Here is a 20,509-nt window from a genome sequence, read left to right as displayed (position 1 = left end):
GACGGGTGACCCACGAAGCCGCCGGGGTGCCTCCCACCCGGAACGATGACGACCGGCCGGACGACGACCGGCCCGCCGAGCCGCAGACCGTGCCGGAAGCGCCGGAAGCGCCGGGCGCCTTTGCCGGGGAGGCCGACACCGCCTCCGCCTCCTCGGAGGGCGGTCCGCAGGGTGCCCAGGAGCGGCCCGAGGCGCGCCTGGCCAAGGCCGTGCAGGTCGCTGAGCAGGCGCTGATCGAGTTCGAGATCGCGGTGGAGACCTTCCGGGTGGAGGTCGAGAACTTCTCCCGGCTCCACCACCAGAAGCTCGGCCCGATGTACGCCCGTCTCGACGAGCTGGACGCGCAGATCGCCGAGGCGCGGGCCGCGAGGACCGGTGACCCCGAGGATCTGCGCAAGGCCAAGGAGGCGCGGGACATCGTCATGCCGATGCCCGGCGTAGACGAGCTCTTCCACGACTGGATGGACTCCGACGGGCTCTCCCCCGAGGCCTCCGCCATGCTCACCGAGCAGCCGGTACGGCCGCCGAAGCGGGTCCGGCCGAGCGAGGAGGCCCGTCGGCTCTACCGGGAGCTGGCCCGCAAGGCCCACCCCGACCTGGCCCAGGACGAGCTGGAGCGGGAGCGCCGGGACGAGTTCATCACTCGCGTGAACGCCGCCTACGGGCGCGGGGACGTGGAGCTGCTCAAGGAGTTGGCGGCGGAGTGGGCCGCGGGCCCGGCGAAGCCGCTGCCCCCGCTGAGCGAGAGCGAGGAGCTGTACGCCCGGCTGGAGTGGCTCAGCAGGCGCAAGGAGCTGCTGACGGTGGTCGCCAAGGAGCTGGAGGAGAGCGCGATCGGCGCGATGCTCCGGATGGCTCCGGACGACCCGGACCAGCTGCTGGAGGACATCGGGGACCAGTTGCTGGGCGAGGTGTCCCGGCGGGAGGCCGAGCTGGCGGAGCTGGTGCAGTAGCGTTCCCGGTGACGTGGTCGCGTACGTACGAGAGAAGGCATGACCCATGAATTTCGCCCCGCTGCCCTCGGTGGACGTCGCTCAGGTGCCGTCGGACGGCCTCGTCCTGGACGTGCGTGAGAACGACGAGTGGGCGGCCGGTCATGTGGAGGGCGCGCTCCACATCCCGATGAGCGACTTCGTGGCCCGGTTCGGTGAGCTGACCGAGGCCGCTGAGGACGGCCGTCGGGTCCATGTGATGTGCCGGGTCGGTGGCCGGTCCGCCCAGGTCACGCAGTACCTGGTCCAGCAGGGGGTCGACGCGGTGAACATCGACGGCGGCATGCTCGCCTGGGACGGGGCCGGGCGCCCGATGGTCACGGACAACGGGGCTTCGGCCTTCGTCCTCTGAGACTCCCCCGGCCCTACGGAGGCGGTGTCAGGACAGCGGGTGGTCGGCGAGCAGGTCGCCCCGCGCCGCTTCGTGGGCCGTCGCCGGGCCGAGGGAGAGTTCGATCTGCGCCGCCCAGGCGTGGAAGCGGTGCAGCGGTCAGTCGGTGTCCGCGCCGAAGCCGCCGTGCCGAAGCCGCCGTGCCGAAGCCGCCGTGCAGATGCTGCGCGGTCTCCCCGATCCGCCGCACCCGTCGGAGACCCGTCCCAGGCCCCGGTCGCGTCGATCACCTCGCGGGCCCCGACCCGTACGCCGTCGAGCCGGACCTCCGCCAGGCGTTCGCCGTCGGGGGAGCGCCTGGTCGGCCAGGGTGACGCCCGCGCGGCCGGGGTCCACGGGCGTGGGCAGGCCCGGGAGGGAAAGGCGTCAGCGGTCGAAGTCCAGCTCCACCTCCGGGGTGAGCGGACGTGCCTGGCAGGCCAGCACGAACCCGGCGTCCGTCTCCTCCGGTTCCAGCGCGAAGTTCCGCTCCATCCGGACCTCGCCCGAGACGAGGAAGGCCCGGCAGGTCCCGCACACCCCGCCCTTGCAGGCATACGGAGCATCCGAGCGGCTCCGCAGCACCGTCTCCAGCAGGGATTCCGCGTCCTGTACGGGCCAGCGGCCGGAGCGGCCGTGCAGGGTGGCGGTCAGCGTGGCGTCGGAGGGTGCGGAGACCTTGGCAACCGTCGCGTCCGAGGGGCCGTCGTCGACGTGGAAGATCTCCTGGTGGACCCGGGCCCGGTCGACCTCCAGCGCACGCAGGGCCTCCTCCGCGCCCCGTACGAGACCGAGCGGCCCGCACAGGAACCACCCGTCCACCTCCGCCACCGGCAGCACCGCGGGCAGCAGTGCGGTGAGCCGCTCGGTGTCCAGGCGGCCGGACGGGAGCCCGGCGGCCTGCTCCTCCCGGGAGAGCGCCGTGATCAGCTGGAACCGGTCCGGATAGCGGTCCTTGAGGTCGGCCACCTCGTCCAGGAACATCGTGGAGGCCACCGTGCGGTCGCTGCGGATCAGGCAGAACCGGGCCTGCTCCTCCCGGGCCAGGAGCGTGGCCGCCATCGACAGCACCGGGGTGATCCCGCTGCCGCCGACCACGGCCGCGAACAGCCCCGGACGTGGCTCCAGCACGAAGCGGCCCATCGGAGGCATGGCCTCCACCTGGTCCCCGACGGCCAGCTCCTTCAGGGCGTAGGTGGAGAACGCCCCGCCCTCGACCCCCCGGATGCCGACCCGTACCACCGGCTCGGCGGGCTGCTCCGCGGCCGGTGCGCAGATCGAGTACGAACGGCGGATCTCCTCGCCGTCCGCGGTGAAGCGGACGTTCAGATGCTGGCCCGGCTTGTGGCGGAAGGTCTCGCGCAGCTCGGCGGGCACGGCGAAGGTGACGGCCACCGCGTCGTCCGTGATCCGTTCGATCGCGCTGACCCGGAGCGGATGGAACATCTACAACTCCTTGAAGTGGTCGAACGGCTCTCGGCAGGCGACGCAGCGGCGCAGGGCCTTGCACGCGGTGGAGGAGAACCGGCTGAGCAGCTCCGTCTCCGTGGAGCCGCAGTGCGGGCAGCGCACGGAGAGCGTCAGGGGCACGGGGCCGCCGTCGGTGCTGTGGGCGCGCGGGGGCGCTATGCCGAACTCGGCGAGCTTGCGGCGCCCCTCCGCGCTGATGTCGTCGGTCGACCAGGCCGGTGCGAGCACCGTGACCACGGAGACCTCGGGCACGCCGTTCTCGTGGAGCACCCGCTCGATGTCGGCGGACATGGCCTCGATCGCCGGGCAGCCGGTGTACGTCGGGGTGAGCCGGACCGTCACCCGGCCCGGGCCCTCCACGTCCACGCCTCGCAGGACGCCCAGCTCGGCCAGGGTCAGCACCGGCAGCTCGGGGTCGGGGACGGACCCGGCGAGGGAGCGAAGCTCCGCCTCCAGCGGGGTGTCGGTCACCATGACGCCCCCGGGTGGCTGCGGTGCAGATGCTGCATCTCGGCGAGCATCCGGCCGAACGGCTCGGTGTGCAGGCCCTGCCGGCCCGCACCCGCCGCCCACGCGCCGGTCCGCGGGCCGGTGGGGAGCGTCAGTGTGGCCCGCTCCACGGTGGCGGTGACGGCGGAGAGCCAGGCGCTCTCCAGCTCCTCCCAGTCGATGCCGGTGCCGGTGGTGCCCGTGGCGTCGGCCGCGTCGAGCCCCTCGATCGGCTGGAACATCTCCCCGGTGAAGCGCCAGAGCGCTTCCAGTCCGGCCCGCATCCGCTCATGGCTCTCGAGGGTGCCGTCACCGAGCCGTAGGACCCACTGCTCGGCGTGGTCCCGGTGGTAGGCGACCTCCTTCACGGCCTTCGCCGCCAGCTCCGCGAAACCGCCGCCCCCCGTCGCCAGCCGCTCGTACAGCAGGTGCTGGTAGACGGAGAAATAGAGCTGGCGGGCGATGGTGTGGGCGAAGTCCCCGTTGGGCTGCTCGACCAGCTGGAGGTTGCGGAAGGCCCGCTCCTCGCGGAGGTAGGCCAGCTCGTCCTCGTCACCCACGAGCGAGAGCAGCACCCGCGCCTGCCCCAGCAGGTCCAGGGCGATGTTGGCGAGGGCCACCTCCTCCTCCAGGACGGGGGCGTGGCCCGCCCACTCCCCCAGCCGGTGCGAGAGCACCAGCGCGTCGTCGCCGAGGGCGAGGGCGGCGCTCACAGGTGCTTCACCCCCTCCGGGATCTCGTAGAAGGTCGGGTGGCGGTAGGGCTTGTCCGCGGCCGGCTCGAAGAACGAGTCCTTCTCGTCGGGCGATGAGGCGGTGATCTCCGCGGACCGGACGACCCAGATGGAGATGCCTTCGGAGCGGCGGGTGTAGAGGTCGCGCGCGTTGCGCAGGGCCATCTCGGCGTCGGGGGCGTGGAGGCTGCCCGCGTGGGTGTGGGAGAGCCCGCGCCGTGAGCGCACGAACACCTCCCACAGCGGCCAGTCGGTCGAGCTGCTCATGCCGTCTCCTCCACGTGCTGTGAGTGCTGTGCGGTCCGGGTGGACGGGGTGGACGGGGTGGTGTGCTTGGCGGCGTACGCGGCGGCCGCGTCCCGGACCCAGGCACCCTCTTCGTGGGCCCTGCGCCGCTGGGTGATCCGCTGCTCGTTGCACGGGCCGTTGCCCTTCAGGACCTGCTGGAACTCCGTCCAGTCGATCGCGCCGAAGTCGTGCTGTCCGCGCTCCTCGTTCCACCGGATGTCGGGGTCCGGCAGGGTGAGGCCCAGCGCCTTCGCCTGGGGCACGCAGATGTCCACGAAGCGCTGGCGCAGCTCGTCGTTGGAATGCCGCTTGATCTTCCAGGCCATCGACTGCTCGGAGTGGGCCGAGGCGTCGTCGGGCGGGCCGAACATCATCAGCGACGGCCACCACCAGCGGTCCACCGCGTCCTGGGCCATCGCGTGCTGGGCCTCGGTGCCCCGGCTGAGGGCGAGGAGCAGCTCGTACCCCTGGCGCTGGTGGAAGGACTCCTCCTTGCAGATGCGGACCATCGCTCGGGCGTAGGGGCCGTAGGAGCAGCGGCAGAGCGGCACCTGGTTGGTGATGGCGGCGCCGTCCACGAGCCAGCCGATCGCGCCGACGTCGGCCCAGGTCAGGGTCGGGTAGTTGAAGATCGACGAATAGCGCTGGCGGCCGGCGTGGAGCTTGTCGAGCAGCTCGTCGCGGCTGGTGCCGAGCGTCTCGGCCGCGCTGTAGAGGTACAGGCCGTGCCCTGCCTCGTCCTGGACCTTGGCCATCAGGATCGCCTTGCGGCGCAGCGAGGGCGCGCGGGTGATCCAGTTGGCCTCGGGCTGCATGCCGATGATTTCCGAGTGGGCGTGCTGGGCCATCTGGCGGATCAGCGTGGCCCGATAGGCCTCGGGCATCCAGTCGCGCGGCTCGATGCGGTCGTCGGCGGCCACCGCCGCGTCGAAGGCGGCGAGGAGCGCCGCGTCGGCCGCCTCCGGGGCGGCGCCCGCCGCCGAGCCCGCCCCTGTCCCTGCCGCTTTCGCCGTGCCTGAGGTGCTCTGCGTTTTCTGGTCCGCAGCCACTGCCGCCATCCCGGGCTCCCTACCGACCGATCGTTCGGTTCACTGACTTCAATGGTCGGTCGCAGGCCCGTAGGGTGTCAACCCTGTGGATAACCGAGCGGTGATCGATGGTGAGCGGGGCGGGATGGGTGTGGACCACGACGGAGGCCCCGGCAGCGGGGCGCCCGGCAGCGTGCACGAGGACGTCCGGCCTGAGGCGGCGAGCCGCCGATCCGCGGAACCGGACGCTCCGCCGTCGGTCCCCGACCCCCCTGGGGTCGTCCCGGGCATAGCCGGTCTCCCGTTCGGGTACCAGCTCGTCGCCGCCCTGGCCCTGGCCCTCATCGGGCTTCTGGCCTGCGCACATGTGGCGATGGTCTTTCTCCACGTGGCCCCCTCCAACACGGTGACCAAGCAGCACGGGAAGACGGTCGACGACTGGATCTACCCGGAGTTCGAGCAGAACTGGAAGCTCTTCGCCCCCAACCCGCTCCAGCAGAACATCGCCGTCCACGTCCGCGCCGAGGTGGCCGGGGCCGACGGGCGCCGCACCACCGACTGGATCAGCCTCAGCCGCGAGGACGGCGACGCGATACGCGGCAACCTCCTCCCCAGCCACGTCCACCAGAACGAGTTGCGCCGGGGCTGGGACTTCTACCTGAACTCGCACGACGAGCAGAACAAGCCCAACGGGCTGCGCGGCGAACTCTCCGAGCGCTACATACGGCGCATCGCGATGCTGCGGCTCGACGGACGCGATCTGGGCGGCACGGTCGAGCGCATCCAGTTGAGGTCGGCCTCCAGCCTGGTCGCCCCGCCCCCGTGGTCCGACGAGAAGGCCAACACCCGGCCGAGCTACCGCGTCCTGCCCTGGTGGGACGTGACCCCCGACGATCTGCCCGCACCGCGCGGCGCGGCGCGCGGCGAGGAGGGGCAGAAGTGACCGCCACCCCGCCCACCCCACCGCACTCCGACCGGCCCGCTCCGGCCCACGGCACCCCGTCCCACGACGTTCCGAGCCCCGCCCGCACGCCGGTCCCCGCCCCGCGTGCCACCCCGGCCCACGCCCCGCGCCCGGGCGTCCCGCAGGACCGGATCGGTGCCGCCGGAGTCGCGCTCGCCCGAGGCCTCCAGCGCATCACCGCATCGGCCCTCGGCCCGTACCAGAGCGCCGTCATCCGGATCGGCTTCGCCGCCACCTACCTCTTCTTCCTGCTGCGCGAGGTGCCGCACCGCCACGAGCTGTACGGCCCCGACAGCCCCTGGCACTGGGATCTGGCCCGGCAGCTCACGGCGGGCAACGAGGCCTTCTCCGTCCTGCTCTGGACGGACAACGTGCTCTGGTTCGAGGCGGTGTACGCGCTCACCGTGCTCTCCGCCGCCGCCCTGCTCCTGGGGTGGCGCACCCGGACGATGTCGGTCCTCTTCATGGTCGGCGTGCTCTCCGTACAGAACCGCAGCGTCTTCATGGGCGACGGCGGCGACAACGTCATCCACCTGATGGCGATCTACCTCGTGTTGACGCGCTGCGCCCAGGTCTGGTCGCTGGACGCCCGCCGCGCGGCGCGGAAGGCCGAGCGGGCCGCCGCCGGACTGCCGCCCCGGCGGGACTTCGTGGGCCCGGTTCTCTGGGCGCTGCTCGGCCCGGTGCTGATCGTCGCCACCGTGATGGACGGGCTCGGCGGGACCTGGTGGCTGCGGGTGCTGCTGTGGCTGCTCTGGCTCTCCGCCGCCGCCTGGTGGGACGTGAACCGGCATGCGCCCCGGGGGCAGCTCCGCTCCCTCCTCGACGTGCTGGCCAACCTCGTGCACAACGCCACGCTCGTCGTGATCATGATCGAGGTCTGCCTGATCTACGCGACCGCCGGCTGGTACAAGATCCAGGGCTCGCGCTGGCAGGACGGCACCGCGCTCTACTACCCGCTCAAGCTCGACTACTTCACCCCGTGGCCCGCCCTGTCGGACGTGCTCGCCTCCAGCGGGCTCGTGGTGATGGTGCTGACGTACGCGACGGTCATCGTCCAGGTCGCGTTCCCGTTCACCCTGTTCAACCGGCGGCTCAAGAACGTCCTGCTGGTCATCATGATCGGCGAGCACGCGGGGATCGCCCTGCTGCTGGGGCTGCCGTTCTTCTCGATGGCGATGATCGCGGCGGACGCGGTGTTCCTGCCGACGGTCTTCCTGCTCTGGCTGGGTGGCCGGGCCACGCTGGGCCGGCAGTGGCTGCTCGGACGGCTGCCGGGGCGGTCGCGCTCCCCCGAGGACAGCGGCCCGCCGGGGGTGCCCACCGCCCGCTCGGCACCTGAGGAGCGAGGTGGTACGGGGGCGGAGCGCGGCGGTACGGGGGAGGCCCCGCCGCACGGTGTCGGCGGGGGCCATACGCTCGTCGGGTGAGCAGCGAGACCGGCAGCACCGGCGGCACCCCAGAGCCCCTTCAGTACGACGACGGCTACGGCCAGGAGATCGGCGTCGGCCCGCACCCGCTGCCGTGGCCCGAGGACGAGCGGTACGACCCCGAGCTGCTGGCCCACGGCGACCGCCGCAACGTCGGTGACGCCTACCGCTACTGGACGCGCGAGGCGATCGTCGCCGATCTCGACCTGAGGCGGCACGACTTCCATGTGGCCGTGGAGAACTGGGGCCACGACTTCAACATCGGCTCCGTCGTCCGGACCGCCAACGCCTTCCTGGCCAAGGAGATCCACATCGTGGGCCGACGGCGCTGGAACCGGCGCGGCGCCATGGTCACCGACCGCTACCAGCATGTGCGCCACCACCCCGACACGGCGGACCTGACCGCCTGGGCGGCGGCCGAGGGGCTGCCGATCATCGGGATCGACAACCTCCCCGGCGCCGTACCGCTGGAGCGGACCGAGCTGCCGCGCCGCTGTGTGCTGCTGTTCGGGCAGGAGGGGCCGGGGCTGACCGATCAGGCGCGCGAGCACGCCTCGATGGTGTGCTCGATCGCCCAGTTCGGCTCGACCCGGTCCATCAACGCGGGGGCCGCGGCGGCCATCGCGATGCACGCCTGGGTGCAGCGCTACGCCGATGTCCCCGACCCCCGCCGGTAGAACACCTAGGCCTGGCGGCGGACCTCCACCACGCGGAAGCGGTTGGCGACGAAGGCGGCGTCGCACAGGGCCGCGTTGGCCGCCGGGTTGCCGCCGGAGCCGTGGAAGTCGGAGAAGGCGGCCGTCTGGTTGACGTACACCCCGCCGGTCAGGTTCAGCGAGAGCTGGGCCGACTCGTCCAGGCAGACGTCCTCGATGGCCCGCTCCACCTCGGGGGAGGTGGTGTAGGCGCCGACGGTCATCGCGCCCTTCTCACGGATCGTGCGGCGCAGCAGCTCCAGGGCGGCGGAGGTCGACTCGACCTCCACGGCGAAGGAGACCGGGCCGAAGCACTCCGAGAGGTACGCCGCGTCCTCGTCGGTCTTGGTGCCGTCGAGCTTGACGACGACCGGCGTACGGACGACGGCGTCGGGGAACTCGGCGTTGGCCACCGTACGGGAGGGGAGGGCCACCTCGCCCAGCTCACCGGCGGCCTCCACCCGGGCCTTGACGTCCGGGTTGACCAGGGCGCCGAGCAGTGCCGCCGCGCGGGCGTCGTCGCCCAGGAGGCCGTTGACGGCGGCCGCGATGTCGGCGACCACCTCGTCGTACGACTTGGGTCCGTCGTCGGTGGTGATGCCGTCGCGGGGGATCAGCAGGTTCTGCGGGGTGGTGCACATCTGGCCGCTGTAGAGCGAGAGGGAGAACGCCACGTTGGCGAGCAGGCCCCGGTAGTCGTCGGTGGAGTCGACGACGATCGTGTTGACGCCGGCCTTCTCCGTGTAGACCTGCGCCTGGCGGGCGTTGGCCTCCAGCCAGTCACCGAAGGCGGTGGAGCCCGTGTAGTCGATGATGCGGACCTCGGGGCGGACCGCGAGGGCCTTGGCGATGCCCTCGCCGGGACGCTCGGCGGCGAGGGCGACCAGGTTGGCGTCGAAGCCCGCCTCGGCCAGCACCTCACGGGCGATCCGGACGGTCAGCGCGAGCGGCAGCACGGCCCGGGGGTGCGGCTTCACCAGCACCGGGTTGCCGGTGGCGAGCGAGGCGAACAGGCCCGGGTAGCCGTTCCACGTGGGGAAGGTGTTGCAGCCGATGACCAGGGCGATGCCGCGCCCGGAGGTGGTGAACGTCTTCGTCAGCCGCAGCGGGTCGCGCTTGCCCTGGGGCTTGGACCAGTCGGCGGCCCCCGGGGTGCGGGTCTGCTCCTGGTAGGCGTACGCGACGGCTTCCAGACCGCGGTCCTGCGCGTGCGGGCCGCCCGCCTGGAACGCCATCATGAAGGCCTGGCCGCTGGTGTGCATCACCGCGTGGGCCATCTCGTGGGTGCGGGCGCTGATCCGCGACAGGATCTCCAGACAGACCAGGGCCCGCGTCTCGGGGCCCGCCGCCCGCCAGGCGGCAGAGCCGGCCTTCATCGCCGGGAGCAGGACGTCGATGTCGGCGTGCGGATACTCCACGCCCAGCTCGGGGCCGTACGGCGAGACCTCCCCGCCCGCCCAGCCGTCCGTGCCCGGCTGGTCCAGGTCGAACCGGGTGTTGAGTACGGCGTCGAACGCGGCCCTGCCCTCGGCCGCACCCAGGCTGCCCGGGGCGCCGCCCTCGCCGTAGGCCTTCGGGTGCTCGGGGTGCGGCGACCAGTACGCGCGGGTACCGATCGTTTCGAGGGCCCGGTCGAGCGTGGGCCGGTGGGTCTCGGACAGCTGCTGGGGGGTGAGCGCGGCGGCCATGGCGGACCAACTCCTCATCGAGCCGGGCAGGGACGTACGGACGGAGTCAGAGTAACCGAACGATCGGTCGGGACAAGGGCCTTCGGGGAACCTGTGGACGACTTCGGCGGTCCCCGCCCGTGCGGAGCTGATCCCTCATGGGGGAGGATCGCGGACATGACCACGGCCAAGCGGGACACGTACACCCCGGAGAGTCTGCTCACCGTCGCCGTCCGTGTCTTCAACGAGCGCGGTTACGACGGCACCTCCATGGAGCACCTCTCCAAGGCGGCGGGTATCTCCAAGTCCTCCATCTACCACCATGTGGCGGGCAAGGAGGAGCTGCTGCGCCGGGCCGTGAGCCGGGCGCTCGACGGGCTCTTCGCCGTCCTGGACGAGCCGGGGGCGCAGCGCGGGCGCGCGATCGAGCGGGTCGAGTACGTCACGCGCCGGACCGTCGAGGTGCTGATGGCGGAGGTCCCGTACGTCACGCTGCTGCTCCGGGTCCGCGGCAACACCAGGACCGAGCGCTGGGCGCTGGAGCGGCGGCGCGAGTTCGACCACCGGGTGGCGGAGCTGCTGAAGGCCGCCGTGGCCGAGGGCGACCTCCGGGCCGATGTGGACATACGCCTGGCCACCCGGCTGCTGTTCGGCATGGTCAACTCGCTGGTCGAGTGGTACCGGCCGCAGCCGGGCGGCTTCCCGGGGGAGGAACAGCTCGCGGACACCGTGGTCCAGCTCGCCTTCGAGGGGATGCGGGCGACCGGCGACCGCGAGCGCTGAGCCCGGCCGGCCCCGCCCCTGCCGGGTCGGCACCGCCCGGTGTCAGGCCAGCTCCGCCGGGCGGTCCGGGCGGGGGCCGAGGTCCGTCTCCTCGAAGACCAGCAGCGTGCGGGTCGAGAGCACCTCGGGGATCGACTGGATCCGGGTGAGGACCAGTTCGCGCAGCGCCCGGTTGTCGGGCGTGTGCACCAGCAGCAGAACGTCGAAATCCCCGCTGACCAGTGCGATGTGCGTGGCGCCCGGCAGCGCCTGGAGCTGCTTGCGCACGGTGCGCCAGGAGTTCTGCACGATCTTGAGCGTGATGTACGCCGACGCGCCCTGCCCGGCCCGCTCATGGTCCACCCGTGCCCCGAAGCCACGGATCACGCCGTCCTCGACCAGGCGGTTGATCCGGGCGTAGGCGTTGGCGCGCGATACGTGGACCCGCTCGGCCACCGACCGTATCGAGGCACGGCCGTCCGTCTGGAGGATGCGCAGGATGTCGCGGTCGACGGCGTCCAGGGGGCGCGCGGGCGCCGGCGCCAGGGGCTCCGGGCCCGGCGACGCGGGCGGCGGTGTTGTGGCCGGGGGCATCGAGGCCGGGGGCGCGGGGCGGCCGGGGTCTTCACCCGTTCCGGCCATTTGTTCAGCTGCCATCTGCCCGCGCCTCTCCGAACTGGACGACCTGGCTCTATCTCAGGCTGTGGAGAACCGTTTGTCCACAGGGTGGAGGTGCCTGTAGCCAAAATGCGTCCGCGACCGAACAATCGGTAGGTGAGGCACGCCACACCAGTGCCTCGCCGGTCCCGCGACACCCTCGCGACATCTCTTGTCATCCCCCTGCATATCGACACCCTCGATCTCTCGATCTCCACCGATGCCTGGAGGTGCTTTCCATGACGGTCCAAGAGCTGCCCGGCGCGGCCGCCTACCGGCCCACGCCGCCCCCGGCCTGGAAGCCGATCACCGACCCCGCCCCGCTGCTCCCGGACCCGGAGCCCTACCGGGTGCTCGGCACGGACGCGGTCGCGGACGTCGACCCCGAGCTGCTGCTGAGGCTCTACGCCGAGCTGGTCCGCGGCCGGCGGTACAACACGCAGGCCACCGCGCTGACCAAGCAGGGCCGGCTGGCCGTCTACCCCTCCAGCACCGGCCAGGAGGCGTGCGAGATCGCCGCCGCCCTGGTCCTGGAGGAGCGGGACTGGCTCTTCCCCAGCTACCGGGACACGCTGGCGGCCGTGGCGCGCGGGCTCGACCCGGTCGAGGCGCTGACCCTGCTGCGCGGCGACCGGCACACCGGCTACGACCCGCACGAGCACCGCATCGCCCCGCTCTGCACCCCGCTCGCCACCCAGCTGCCGCACGCGGTGGGCCTGGCCCACGCCGCCCGGCTCAAGGGCGACGACGTGGTGGCGCTCGCCATGGTCGGTGACGGCGGCACCAGCGAGGGCGACTTCCACGAGGCGCTGAACTTCGCGGCCGTATGGAAGGCCCCGGTGGTCTTCCTCGTCCAGAACAACGGCTTCGCCATCTCCGTGCCGCTCGCCAAGCAGACCGCCGCGCCCTCCCTCGCCCACAAGGCCGTGGGATACGGGATGCCCGGCCGCCTGGTCGACGGCAACGACGCGGCCGCCGTGCACCAGGTGCTCGGCGAGGCCGTGGCCCGGGCCCGGCGCGGCGAGGGCCCCACGCTGATCGAGGCCGTCACCTACCGCATGGACGCCCACACCAACGCCGACGACGCCACCCGCTACCGGGTCGACAGCGAGGTCGAGGCCTGGCGGGCGCACGACCCCGTCCAGATCCTGGAGCGCGAGCTGACCGGCCGCGGGCTCCTCGACGACGAGGGAATCGAGCAGGCGAAGGAGGCCGCCGAGCGCATGGCCGCCGCCCTGCGCGACCGGATGAACGCCGATCCGGAGCTGGCGCCCATGGACCTCTTCACCCATGTGTACGCGGAGCAGACCAGCCAGCTCCGCGAGCAGGCCGCCGCCCTGCGAGCCGAGCTGGACGCCGAGCGGGACCACGAGCACAGCGCGGAGGAGAGCCGATGACCACCGCGGCGACGAAGGCCGGAACCCGTACGGCGAAGGCGAAACCGGCCACCCTGGCCCAGGCCCTCGGGCGCGCCCTGCGCGACTCGATGGCCGAGGACCCGACCGTGCACGTGCTCGGCGAGGACGTCGGCACCCTGGGCGGGGTCTTCCGGATCACCGACGGGCTGGCCAAGGAGTTCGGCGACGACCGGTGCACCGACACCCCGCTGGCCGAGGCGGGCATCCTCGGCGCGGCGGTCGGCATGGCGATGTACGGGCTGCGGCCCGTGGTGGAGATGCAGTTCGACGCCTTCGCCTACCCGGCGTTCGAGCAGCTGATGAGCCACGTCGCCAAGATGCGCAACCGCACCGGGGGAGCCATGCCGCTCCCCATCACCGTGCGCGTGCCCTACGGCGGAGGCATCGGCGGGGTCGAGCACCACAGCGACTCCTCCGAGGCCTACTACATGGCCACCCCGGGCCTCCACGTCGTCACCCCGGCCACGGTGGACGACGCCTACGGACTGCTCCGGGCCTCCATCGCCTCGGACGACCCGGTGGTCTTCCTGGAGCCCAAGCGGCTCTACTGGTCCAAGGCCGACTGGTCGCCGGAGGCCCCGGCCGCCGTCGAGCCGATCGGCAGGGCCGTCGTCCGCCGCACCGGGCGCAGCGCCACGCTGATCACGTACGGGCCGTCCCTGCCGGTCTGCCTGGAGGCCGCCGAGGCGGCCGTCGCGGAGGGCTGGGACCTCGAAGTCGTGGACCTGCGCTCGCTGGTGCCGTTCGACGACGAGACGGTCGCCGCCTCGGTGCGGCGCACCGGACGCGCGGTCGTCGTCCACGAGTCCCCCGGCTTCGGTGGCCCCGGCGGCGAGATCGCGGCCCGGATCACCGAGCGGTGCTTCCACCACCTGGAGGCCCCGGTGCTGCGGGTGGCCGGCTTCGACATCCCGTACCCGCCGCCCATGCTGGAGCGGCACCATCTGCCGGGAGTGGACCGGGTGCTCGACGCGGTGGCCCGGCTGCAGTGGGAGGCGGACAGCTGATGGCCCAGGTCCTCGAATTCAAGCTGCCGGACCTCGGTGAGGGGCTGACCGAGGCCGAGATCGTGCGCTGGCTGGTGGAGGTGGGCGATGTCGTCGCCATCGACCAGCCCGTCGTCGAGGTCGAGACGGCCAAGGCGATGGTGGAGGTGCCCTGCCCGTACGGGGGTGTCGTGACCGCGCGGTTCGGTGAGGAGGGCTCCGAACTCCCGGTCGGCGCACCGCTGCTGACGGTCGCGGTGGGGGCGACGGAGGCGCCTGCCTCTCCGGCCTCCTCGGCTTCTTCAGCGGATGCGCCTGTCGCCGAGGAGGAGACCTCCGAGCCCTCTGCCGGGTCCGGGAACGTGCTTGTGGGGTACGGGACCGGCGCCCCGGCCGCCCGGCGTCGGCGCCTCCGGCCGCAGCGGGTCGGTGCGCCCGCCGCTCCCGGGCCCGCCCCTGTGGTCGAGCCCGCGCCCGTGCCCGCCGCGGCCGGTGAGGTGAACGGCCGACAGGGGCCCGTGGCCGTGGTCTCGCCGCTCGTGCGGCGGCTGGCCCGCCAGCACGAGATCGACCTGCGACGGCTGACGGGCTCCGGCCCCGACGGGCTGATCCTGCGGGCCGACGTGGACTCCGCGATCCGGCGGGCCGAGGAGGCCGCGAGGGCACAGACCCGTACGGCTCCCGCCGAGCCCGTCGTGGCGGAGACGTCCGCGGTGGGTGCGGTGGCACCGGCCGCCGAGCGGATTCCGCTGCGCGGGGTCCGGGGGGCGGTCGCGGACAAGCTGTCGCGCAGCCGGAGCGAGATCCCGGACGCCACCTGCTGGCTCGACGCGGACGCCACCGAGCTGATGGCCGCCCGCGCCGCGATGAACGCCGCGTCGGGTCCCTCCGGCGGGCCCAAGGTGTCGGTCCTGGCCCTGCTGGCCCGGATCTGTACGGCGGCGCTGGCCCGGTACCCGGAGCTGAACTCCACCGTGGACCCGGCCGCGCGGGAGATCGTGCGGCTGCCCGGCGTGCACCTCGGGTTCGCGGCGCAGACCGACCGGGGCCTCGTCGTCCCGGTCGTCCGCGACGCGCACGCCCGCAACGCCGAGTCCATCGGGGCCGAGATCGCCCGGCTGACCGAGCTGGCCCGGACCGGGAAGCTCAGCCCGGCCCAGCTGACCGGCGGCACGTTCACGCTGAACAACTACGGGGTGTTCGGGGTCGACGGCTCGACGCCGATCATCAACCACCCCGAAGCGGCGATGCTCGGCGTCGGCCGGATCATGCCCAAGCCCTGGGTGCACCACGGTGAGCTGGCCGTACGTCAGGTCGTCCAGCTCTCGCTCACCTTCGACCACCGGGTGTGCGACGGCGGAACAGCCGGGGGCTTCCTCCGGTACGTGGCCGACTGCGTGGAACAGCCGGCGGTGCTGCTGCGCACCCTGTAGGCCCACCGCCGCCCCGCAGCAGGTGCGCGGTCGCTGGGACACGCCCCTCCGGGCCCGGCCTGGTCGGCCACCCCGGAGGGGCCGTCGGTTTCCCGTGCCGCCCATACTCGTCGTATGACCGCCTACGACGTGATCGTCCTCGCCGGTGGGGCCGCCAAGCGGCTCGGCGGCGCCGACAAGCCCGGTGTGCGGGTCGGCGGCCGAGCGCTGCTCGACCGGGTGCTCGCCGCCTGCTCCGGCGCGGGCGCCACCGTCGTGGTGGGCGGCCGCAGGCCCACCTCCCGGCCGGTCGTCTGGACCCGTGAAGTCCCGGAGGGCGGCGGCCCGTTGGCGGCTCTCGGTGCCGGGGTGCGGCTGACGGCGGCGGAGCGGGTGCTCGTACTCTCCGCCGACCTTCCGTTCCTGAGCCCCGCCACGGTCGACGCGCTGCTCGCCGCTGCCGGTGAGGACGGCCGGGAGGGCGCGCTCTGCACCGACCCCGACGGCCGTGACCAGCCGCTCCTCGCCGTCTACCGGGCGGAGCCGCTCCGCCGGGAGCTGGCCCTGCTCGCCACCGAACACGGCTCGCTCACCGGGCTGCCGGTCCGGTCGCTGACCGGGGAACTGGACCTCGTCAGGGTCGATGCCGGGCCCCATGCCGCGTTCGACTGCGACACTTGGGAGGACATCGCCGCAGCGCGCGCCCGGATCAGGGAGCATGGGGCCGTGCTGGACGAATGGATCACCTCGGTCAAGAACGAACTGGGAATCGAGCTCGACGTCGACACCGACGTCCTGCTCGACCTCGCCCGCGACGCCGCGCACGGGGTGGCGCGGCCCGCCGCACCGCTCACGACCTTCCTGGTCGGGTATGCGGCCGCCCGGGCGAGTGCCGGAGCCGCCGGTCCGGAGGAGGCCGCCGCGGCGGTCGCCGAGGCCGCCCGCAAGGCCACCGCGCTCGCCTTGCGCTGGGCGGCGGAGGCGGCGGGGGAACAGCCCCGTGCGGAGCCGGGCGGAGAAGAGGCCGGAACACCATGACCGGGAACAGCCCTTCCGGCAGCGACTCGTTCGGTGGCGGGGACGCCCTGTTCGGCGGTGGCGACCTGCCTGGCGGCGATGTTTCGAGACGCGGGAACAGCCCGACCGGCCCGACCGGCCTCACGGGCTCGTCCGGCCCGACCGGCCCAGACGCCACCACCGGCCCAGACGCCCCCGGTAGCGCTGCGGCGCGCGCGGCGGAGGCCGAAGAGCTGGCCGTAGAGCAGGCCTTGGCGCTGGTGGGCAGGCGTACCCGGGCCGAAGGCCCCACTCCCGGCCGGAACGGCGACCCGATGAACGACCGGGCGCCACACGCCCAGGCACCCACCGGGGGCCGGGGTGCGGCGGACGAGCGGGGCCCGTCCCCGTACGCGACCCCCTCCCCCCACACCGGATCCGCACCCGACGCCTCCGCATCGGCCGCTGCCCCCGGCTCCATGCCCATCCCCGTCTCCGCACCCGCCTCCGCCCCGAGGCCCCCCGCCACGGACCTGCCCTGGGAGCGGGCGCGGGCCGTTGCCGCGCGGGCCGGGCGGGACGGGCCGCGGCCCGTGGTGCGGCTGCCCCTCGACCGGGCCCTGGGCCAGGTGCTGGCCGAGCCGCTCGGCGCCCTCACCGACCTGCCGCCCTTCGACACCTCGGCCATGGACGGCTGGGCCGTCGCGGGACCCGGCCCCTGGACGTACGACGAGGGCACGGGGCTCCTCGCCGGGGGCAGGGACGCGGCGCTCCCCGACGGCACCGCCGTGAGGATCGCCACCGGCGCCCGTACCCCCGCCGACACCACCGCGGTCATCCGCAGCGAGCACGCCCACGTCGACCCGGCCCGGCGGCTGCTCTCCACCCGGCGGCCCCTCGTCACCGGCCAGGACATCCGCCCCCGCGGTCAGGAGTGCCGTACGGGCGACCAGTTGGTCCCGGCCGGCACCGTGGTCACCCCGGCGGTGCTCGGGCTGGCCGCGGCTGCCGGATACGACGCCCTCCCCGCCGTCCCCCGCGCTCGCGTCGACGTCCTCGTCCTCGGGGACGAACTCCTCGCCGCGGGCCTGCCGCACGACGGCCTCATCCGCGACGCCCTCGGCCCCATGCTCGCCCCCTGGCTGCGGGCCCTGGGCGCCGAGGTCTCCTCCCCCCGCCGCCTGGGGGACGACGCCGAAGCGCTGCGCAGGGCCCTCACCTCCTCCGACGCCGACGTGATCATCACCACCGGGGGCACTGCCGCGGGCCCGGTCGACCATGTCCACCCGGTTCTGGCCGCTCTCGGCGCCGAACTGCTCGTCCACGGCGTCGCCGTACGCCCCGGCCACCCCATGCTGCTGGCGCGGCTCTCCCCCGACGGCCCCCACCTGGTCGGCCTGCCCGGCAACCCGCTTGCCGCTGTGTCCGGGCTCCTGACCCTCGCGGAACCTCTCCTCGCGGGGCTTGCGGGCCGCCCGGCCCAGGAGGCGTACAGGACGCTCCTCGACGCCGACGTGCCCGGCCATCCGCATGACACCCGCCTCGTCCCCGTGGTACACCGCGCGGGCCGGGCGGACAGCCGGGACCGTGTGGTGCCTCTGCGCTACAACGGGCCCGCCATGTTGCGCGGGATCGCCGCGGCGGACGGGGTGGCAGTGGTGCCCGCCGGCGGGGTACGGTCCGGCACCGAGGTGGAGATCCTCGATCTCCCGTGGTCCCCGGCGACGCCGTGGACGGAAGGGTGTTTCACGTGAAACTTCCCGGCCATGACGCGATGGCCAGGCGGGCGGAGGAGCACGTCGTCCCCACCCGGGTCCTGCTGCCCCGCAGGATCGTCGACCGTCCGGGGCGTCAGGTCGCCAAGCGGCTGCTGATGGCGCTGCTCGTCCTGGCCACGACGGTGATGATCGTCTGGCTCGACCGCGACGGGTACACGGACGGCGCCGACGGCAAGGTCGACCTGCTCGACGCTGTCTACTACGCCACGGTCACCCTCTCCACCACCGGATACGGTGACATCGTTCCGCAGAGCGACGGCGCCCGGTTGCTCAACGTGATCCTCGTGACGCCGTTGCGCGTGGTGTTCCTCATCATCCTGGTCGGTACCACCCTCGAAGTCCTCACGGAGCGGACCCGCGAGGACTTCCGGCTCAAGCGCTGGAGATCCAACTTGCGTGACCACACCGTCGTCGTCGGGTTCGGCACCAAGGGGCGCTCGGCGATCCAGACCCTTCGCTCCACCGGACTGTCGAAGGAGCAGATCGTCGTCGTCGACCCGGCCTCCAAGGTGATCGACGCAGCCAATGCCGATGGGTACACCGGTGTGCTCGGCGATGCCACCCGCAGTGACGTGCTGCTGCGTGCCGAGCTTCAGAAGGCGCGTCAGATCATCATCGCCACCCAGAGGGACGACACCGCCGTCCTCGTCACCCTGACCGCGCGTCAGCTGAACCGCGGCGCCAAGATCGTGGCAGCGGTCCGCGAGGAGGAGAACGCGCCTCTGCTGCGCCAGTCCGGCGCCGACGCGGTGATCACCAGCGCCAGCGCCGCCGGTCGGCTGCTGGGCCTCTCCGTCCTCAGCCCGAGCGCGGGCACGGTCATGGAGGACCTGATCCAGCAGGGCAGCGGGCTCGATATCGTCGAGCGACCGGTGATAAAGGCCGAGGTGGGCAAGAGCGTCCGGGAGACGGACGACCTGGTCGTCAGTGTGCTGCGCGGGCACCGGCTGCTCGCCTACGACGACCCGGCTGCCAGTCCGCTTCAGCTGACGGACCGGGTCATCACCATCGTGCGTGCCACGCCGTCGTCCCAGGCAGGCCCCGGCCTGCCCCACCTGCCGACGCCTCCGCACCTGCGGCCTTGAGGACGTCGGGGAGACCGGACGCCACACCGAACGGCAGGCGGCGCGCGGGAAGGCACACGTTCAGGCGCACGGGCGGGCAGCGGCGGGAGTAGCCTCGCGGCCATGCATGCGATCACGATCCCCGAACCCGGTGGCCCCGAGGCGCTCGTGTGGGCCGAGGTGCCCGATCCCGTACCCGGCGACGGCGAGGTCCTCGTCGAGGTCGTCGCCAGTGCCGTCAACCGTGCCGATGTCCTCCAGCGGCAGGGCTCCTACGATCCACCACCCGGCGCCTCCCCCTACCCCGGTCTGGAGTGCGCGGGACGCATCGTGGCGCTCGGCCCGGGGGTGACCGGCTGGGCGGTCGGGGACGAGGTGTGCGCGCTGCTGTCGGGCGGCGGTTACGCGGAGAAGGTGGCCGTACCGGTGGGCCAGCTCCTCCCCGTGCCGGACGGCGTGGAGCTGACGGTGGCGGCCGCGCTGCCCGAGGTCACCGCGACGGTCTGGTCGAACGTGTTCATGGTGGCGCACCTGCGCCCCGGTGAGACGGTGCTGATCCACGGGGGATCCAGCGGGATCGGCACCATGGCGATCCAGTTGGCGAAGGCGGTCGGCGCCCGGGTGGCGGTCACGGCGGGGAGCCCGGAGAAGCTGGCTCGCTGCGCCGAGCTGGGGGCGGACATCCTGATCAACTACCGCGAGCAGGACTTCGTCGAGGAGGTGCGCGAGAACACCGCCGGGGCGGGGGCCGACGTCATCCTGGACATCGTGGGCGCCAAGTACCTGGGGCGGAACGTGCAGGCGCTCGCCGTCAACGGCCGGCTGGCGATCATCGGCCTCCAGGGCGGCGTGAAGGGCGAGTTGAACCTCGGCGCCCTGCTGGCCAAGCGGGCCGCCGTCACCGCGACGTCCCTGAGGGGCCGCCCGCTCGCGGAGAAGACCGCCATCGTCGCCGCCGTACGCGAGCATGTGTGGCCGCTGGTCGCGAACGGGGTGGTCCGGCCCGTCGTGGACCGTACGGTGCCGATGGCGGACGCGGCCGAGGCGCACCGGGTGCTCGAATCCAGCGGCCATGTCGGCAAGGTGCTGCTGATCACGCCGACCGCGTAGAAGCAACGAACGCCTAGAAGCAACGAACGCCTAGAAGCAACGAACGCCTAGAAGCAACGAACGCCTAGAAGCAACGATGGCCTAGAAGCAACGACCGCGTGGAAGCGCGAACGGCAGAACCCGGCCGGGGGGGGGGGGGCCGGCGGGGGGGGGGGGGACCGCGGTGTGGGCGGTCTTCCTCGTCCGGTGCCCAACAAGAG

At 73.0% G+C, this 20,509-nt stretch carries 20 protein-coding genes and 1 pseudogene; 13 read left to right on the top strand and 8 right to left on the bottom strand.

Annotated features, from left to right (window positions below):
- The first annotated feature begins 5 nt into the window (after positions 1-5).
- On the top strand, positions 6-953 hold the full coding sequence (locus tag AC0682_RS07645) for a J domain-containing protein (RefSeq protein WP_478531552.1): 948 nt from the start codon (positions 6-8) through the stop codon (positions 951-953).
- Between the two features lie 46 nt (positions 954-999).
- A complete protein-coding gene (locus AC0682_RS07640; protein WP_478531550.1) occupies positions 1,000-1,344 on the top strand; it encodes a rhodanese-like domain-containing protein in 345 nt (114 codons plus the stop codon).
- A 27-nt stretch (positions 1,345-1,371) separates the two neighbouring features.
- Here AC0682_RS07640 and AC0682_RS07635 read toward each other — a convergent pair.
- The 6 genes and pseudogenes from AC0682_RS07635 to paaA form a co-directional block, all read right to left on the bottom strand.
- Positions 1,372-1,676 (bottom strand): annotated as a pseudogene (locus AC0682_RS07635) (acyl-CoA dehydrogenase); the annotation flags it as partial.
- 73 nt (positions 1,677-1,749) lie between these two features.
- Positions 1,750-2,808, bottom strand: a complete 1,059-nt coding sequence (locus tag AC0682_RS07630) for a 2Fe-2S iron-sulfur cluster-binding protein (RefSeq protein ID WP_478531548.1) — start codon at positions 2,806-2,808, stop codon at positions 1,750-1,752.
- Positions 2,809-3,306 (bottom strand): 1,2-phenylacetyl-CoA epoxidase subunit PaaD, encoded by a 498-nt coding sequence (gene paaD, locus AC0682_RS07625; protein WP_254812156.1) that lies wholly within the window; start codon positions 3,304-3,306, stop codon positions 2,809-2,811.
- Entirely contained in the window at positions 3,300-4,034 is a 735-nt protein-coding gene (gene paaC / locus AC0682_RS07620; RefSeq protein ID WP_478531546.1) for a 1,2-phenylacetyl-CoA epoxidase subunit PaaC, read from the bottom strand. Before paaC ends, paaD begins: the two co-directional genes overlap by 7 nt.
- A complete protein-coding gene (gene paaB, locus AC0682_RS07615; protein ID WP_478531544.1) occupies positions 4,031-4,321 on the bottom strand; it encodes a 1,2-phenylacetyl-CoA epoxidase subunit PaaB in 291 nt (96 codons plus the stop codon). The genes paaC and paaB overlap by 4 nt, the downstream gene beginning before the upstream one ends.
- On the bottom strand, positions 4,318-5,400 hold the full coding sequence (paaA, locus tag AC0682_RS07610; RefSeq protein ID WP_478531542.1) for a 1,2-phenylacetyl-CoA epoxidase subunit PaaA: 1,083 nt from the start codon (positions 5,398-5,400) through the stop codon (positions 4,318-4,320). The genes paaB and paaA overlap by 4 nt, the downstream gene beginning before the upstream one ends.
- Before the next feature lie 115 nt (positions 5,401-5,515).
- Between paaA and AC0682_RS07605 the strand changes: the two genes are divergently transcribed.
- The 3 genes from AC0682_RS07605 to AC0682_RS07595 are packed head-to-tail and all read left to right on the top strand — an operon-like array spanning position 5,516 to position 8,441.
- Complete coding sequence (locus tag AC0682_RS07605; RefSeq protein WP_254813228.1) at positions 5,516-6,313, top strand: DUF5819 family protein; 798 nt, start codon at positions 5,516-5,518, stop codon at positions 6,311-6,313.
- Complete coding sequence (locus tag AC0682_RS07600; RefSeq protein WP_478531540.1) at positions 6,310-7,764, top strand: HTTM domain-containing protein; 1,455 nt, start codon at positions 6,310-6,312, stop codon at positions 7,762-7,764. Before AC0682_RS07605 ends, AC0682_RS07600 begins: the two co-directional genes overlap by 4 nt.
- Entirely contained in the window at positions 7,761-8,441 is a 681-nt protein-coding gene (locus AC0682_RS07595) for a TrmH family RNA methyltransferase (RefSeq protein ID WP_254812160.1), read from the top strand. The genes AC0682_RS07600 and AC0682_RS07595 overlap by 4 nt, the downstream gene beginning before the upstream one ends.
- Before the next feature lie 5 nt (positions 8,442-8,446).
- Here AC0682_RS07595 and paaN read toward each other — a convergent pair whose 3' ends face one another.
- The gene (gene paaN, locus AC0682_RS07590) at positions 8,447-10,147 is read right to left on the bottom strand and encodes a phenylacetic acid degradation protein PaaN (protein WP_478531538.1); all 1,701 of its coding nucleotides are present in this window, start codon (positions 10,145-10,147) and stop codon (positions 8,447-8,449) included.
- A 156-nt stretch (positions 10,148-10,303) separates the two neighbouring features.
- Between paaN and AC0682_RS07585 the strand changes: the two genes are divergently transcribed.
- Positions 10,304-10,909, top strand: a complete 606-nt coding sequence (locus tag AC0682_RS07585) for a TetR/AcrR family transcriptional regulator (protein ID WP_254812162.1) — start codon at positions 10,304-10,306, stop codon at positions 10,907-10,909.
- A gap of 42 nt (positions 10,910-10,951) precedes the next feature.
- Here the strand turns inward: AC0682_RS07585 and AC0682_RS07580 are convergent, their stop codons facing one another.
- Positions 10,952-11,545: an Lrp/AsnC family transcriptional regulator gene (locus tag AC0682_RS07580; RefSeq protein ID WP_478531536.1), complete on the bottom strand. Its 594-nt coding sequence runs from the start codon at positions 11,543-11,545 to the stop codon at positions 10,952-10,954.
- Positions 11,546-11,784: 239 nt separating this feature from the next.
- Here AC0682_RS07580 and pdhA point away from each other — a divergent pair, with 239 nt between their 5' ends.
- From pdhA to AC0682_RS07545, 7 genes are all read left to right on the top strand, one after another.
- Positions 11,785-12,942, top strand: a complete 1,158-nt coding sequence (pdhA, locus tag AC0682_RS07575) for a pyruvate dehydrogenase (acetyl-transferring) E1 component subunit alpha (protein WP_478531535.1) — start codon at positions 11,785-11,787, stop codon at positions 12,940-12,942.
- Complete coding sequence (locus tag AC0682_RS07570; protein ID WP_478531533.1) at positions 12,939-13,970, top strand: alpha-ketoacid dehydrogenase subunit beta; 1,032 nt, start codon at positions 12,939-12,941, stop codon at positions 13,968-13,970. The genes pdhA and AC0682_RS07570 overlap by 4 nt, the downstream gene beginning before the upstream one ends.
- Complete coding sequence (locus AC0682_RS07565; protein ID WP_478531532.1) at positions 13,970-15,382, top strand: dihydrolipoamide acetyltransferase family protein; 1,413 nt, start codon at positions 13,970-13,972, stop codon at positions 15,380-15,382. The genes AC0682_RS07570 and AC0682_RS07565 overlap by 1 nt, the downstream gene beginning before the upstream one ends.
- Positions 15,383-15,496: 114 nt before the next feature.
- Positions 15,497-16,399, top strand: a complete 903-nt coding sequence (locus AC0682_RS07560; protein WP_478531530.1) for an NTP transferase domain-containing protein — start codon at positions 15,497-15,499, stop codon at positions 16,397-16,399.
- Positions 16,396-18,111 carry a molybdopterin molybdotransferase MoeA gene (locus tag AC0682_RS07555; protein WP_478531528.1) on the top strand — a complete coding sequence of 572 codons (1,716 nt, stop codon included), beginning with the start codon at positions 16,396-16,398 and terminating at the stop codon, positions 18,109-18,111. The genes AC0682_RS07560 and AC0682_RS07555 overlap by 4 nt, the downstream gene beginning before the upstream one ends.
- Positions 18,069-19,220: a potassium channel family protein gene (locus AC0682_RS07550; RefSeq protein WP_478531527.1), complete on the top strand. Its 1,152-nt coding sequence runs from the start codon at positions 18,069-18,071 to the stop codon at positions 19,218-19,220. The genes AC0682_RS07555 and AC0682_RS07550 overlap by 43 nt, the downstream gene beginning before the upstream one ends.
- Before the next feature lie 102 nt (positions 19,221-19,322).
- Positions 19,323-20,309, top strand: coding sequence for an NAD(P)H-quinone oxidoreductase (locus AC0682_RS07545; protein ID WP_478531526.1), 987 nt, complete (start codon positions 19,323-19,325; stop codon positions 20,307-20,309).
- Positions 20,310-20,509 lie beyond the last annotated feature (200 nt).

The organism is Streptomyces sp. NPDC043746 (assembly GCF_056436485.1).
Note: the sequence above shows the minus strand (reverse complement) of the source record. Positions and strands in the feature narration are given on the sequence as shown.

Excerpts from the sequence above, each read along its gene's own strand:
- AC0682_RS07580 (WP_478531536.1), bottom strand. The coding sequence starts at position 11,545 with ATGGCAGCTGAACAAATGGCCGGAACGGGTGAAGACCCCGGCCGCCCC.
- AC0682_RS07585 (WP_254812162.1), top strand. The coding sequence starts at position 10,304 with ATGACCACGGCCAAGCGGGACACGTACACCCCGGAGAGTCTGCTCACC.
- paaA (WP_478531542.1), bottom strand. The coding sequence starts at position 5,400 with ATGGCGGCAGTGGCTGCGGACCAGAAAACGCAGAGCACCTCAGGCACG.
- pdhA (WP_478531535.1), top strand. The coding sequence starts at position 11,785 with ATGACGGTCCAAGAGCTGCCCGGCGCGGCCGCCTACCGGCCCACGCCG.
- paaD (WP_254812156.1), bottom strand. The coding sequence starts at position 3,306 with ATGGTGACCGACACCCCGCTGGAGGCGGAGCTTCGCTCCCTCGCCGGG.
- AC0682_RS07605 (WP_254813228.1), top strand. The coding sequence starts at position 5,516 with ATGGGTGTGGACCACGACGGAGGCCCCGGCAGCGGGGCGCCCGGCAGC.
- paaB (WP_478531544.1), bottom strand. The coding sequence starts at position 4,321 with ATGAGCAGCTCGACCGACTGGCCGCTGTGGGAGGTGTTCGTGCGCTCA.
- AC0682_RS07545 (WP_478531526.1), top strand. The coding sequence starts at position 19,323 with ATGCATGCGATCACGATCCCCGAACCCGGTGGCCCCGAGGCGCTCGTG.
- paaN (WP_478531538.1), bottom strand. The coding sequence starts at position 10,147 with ATGGCCGCCGCGCTCACCCCCCAGCAGCTGTCCGAGACCCACCGGCCC.
- AC0682_RS07640 (WP_478531550.1), top strand. The coding sequence starts at position 1,000 with ATGAATTTCGCCCCGCTGCCCTCGGTGGACGTCGCTCAGGTGCCGTCG.
- AC0682_RS07560 (WP_478531530.1), top strand. The coding sequence starts at position 15,497 with ATGACCGCCTACGACGTGATCGTCCTCGCCGGTGGGGCCGCCAAGCGG.
- AC0682_RS07630 (WP_478531548.1), bottom strand. The coding sequence starts at position 2,808 with ATGTTCCATCCGCTCCGGGTCAGCGCGATCGAACGGATCACGGACGAC.
- AC0682_RS07555 (WP_478531528.1), top strand. The coding sequence starts at position 16,396 with ATGACCGGGAACAGCCCTTCCGGCAGCGACTCGTTCGGTGGCGGGGAC.
- AC0682_RS07570 (WP_478531533.1), top strand. The coding sequence starts at position 12,939 with ATGACCACCGCGGCGACGAAGGCCGGAACCCGTACGGCGAAGGCGAAA.
- AC0682_RS07565 (WP_478531532.1), top strand. The coding sequence starts at position 13,970 with ATGGCCCAGGTCCTCGAATTCAAGCTGCCGGACCTCGGTGAGGGGCTG.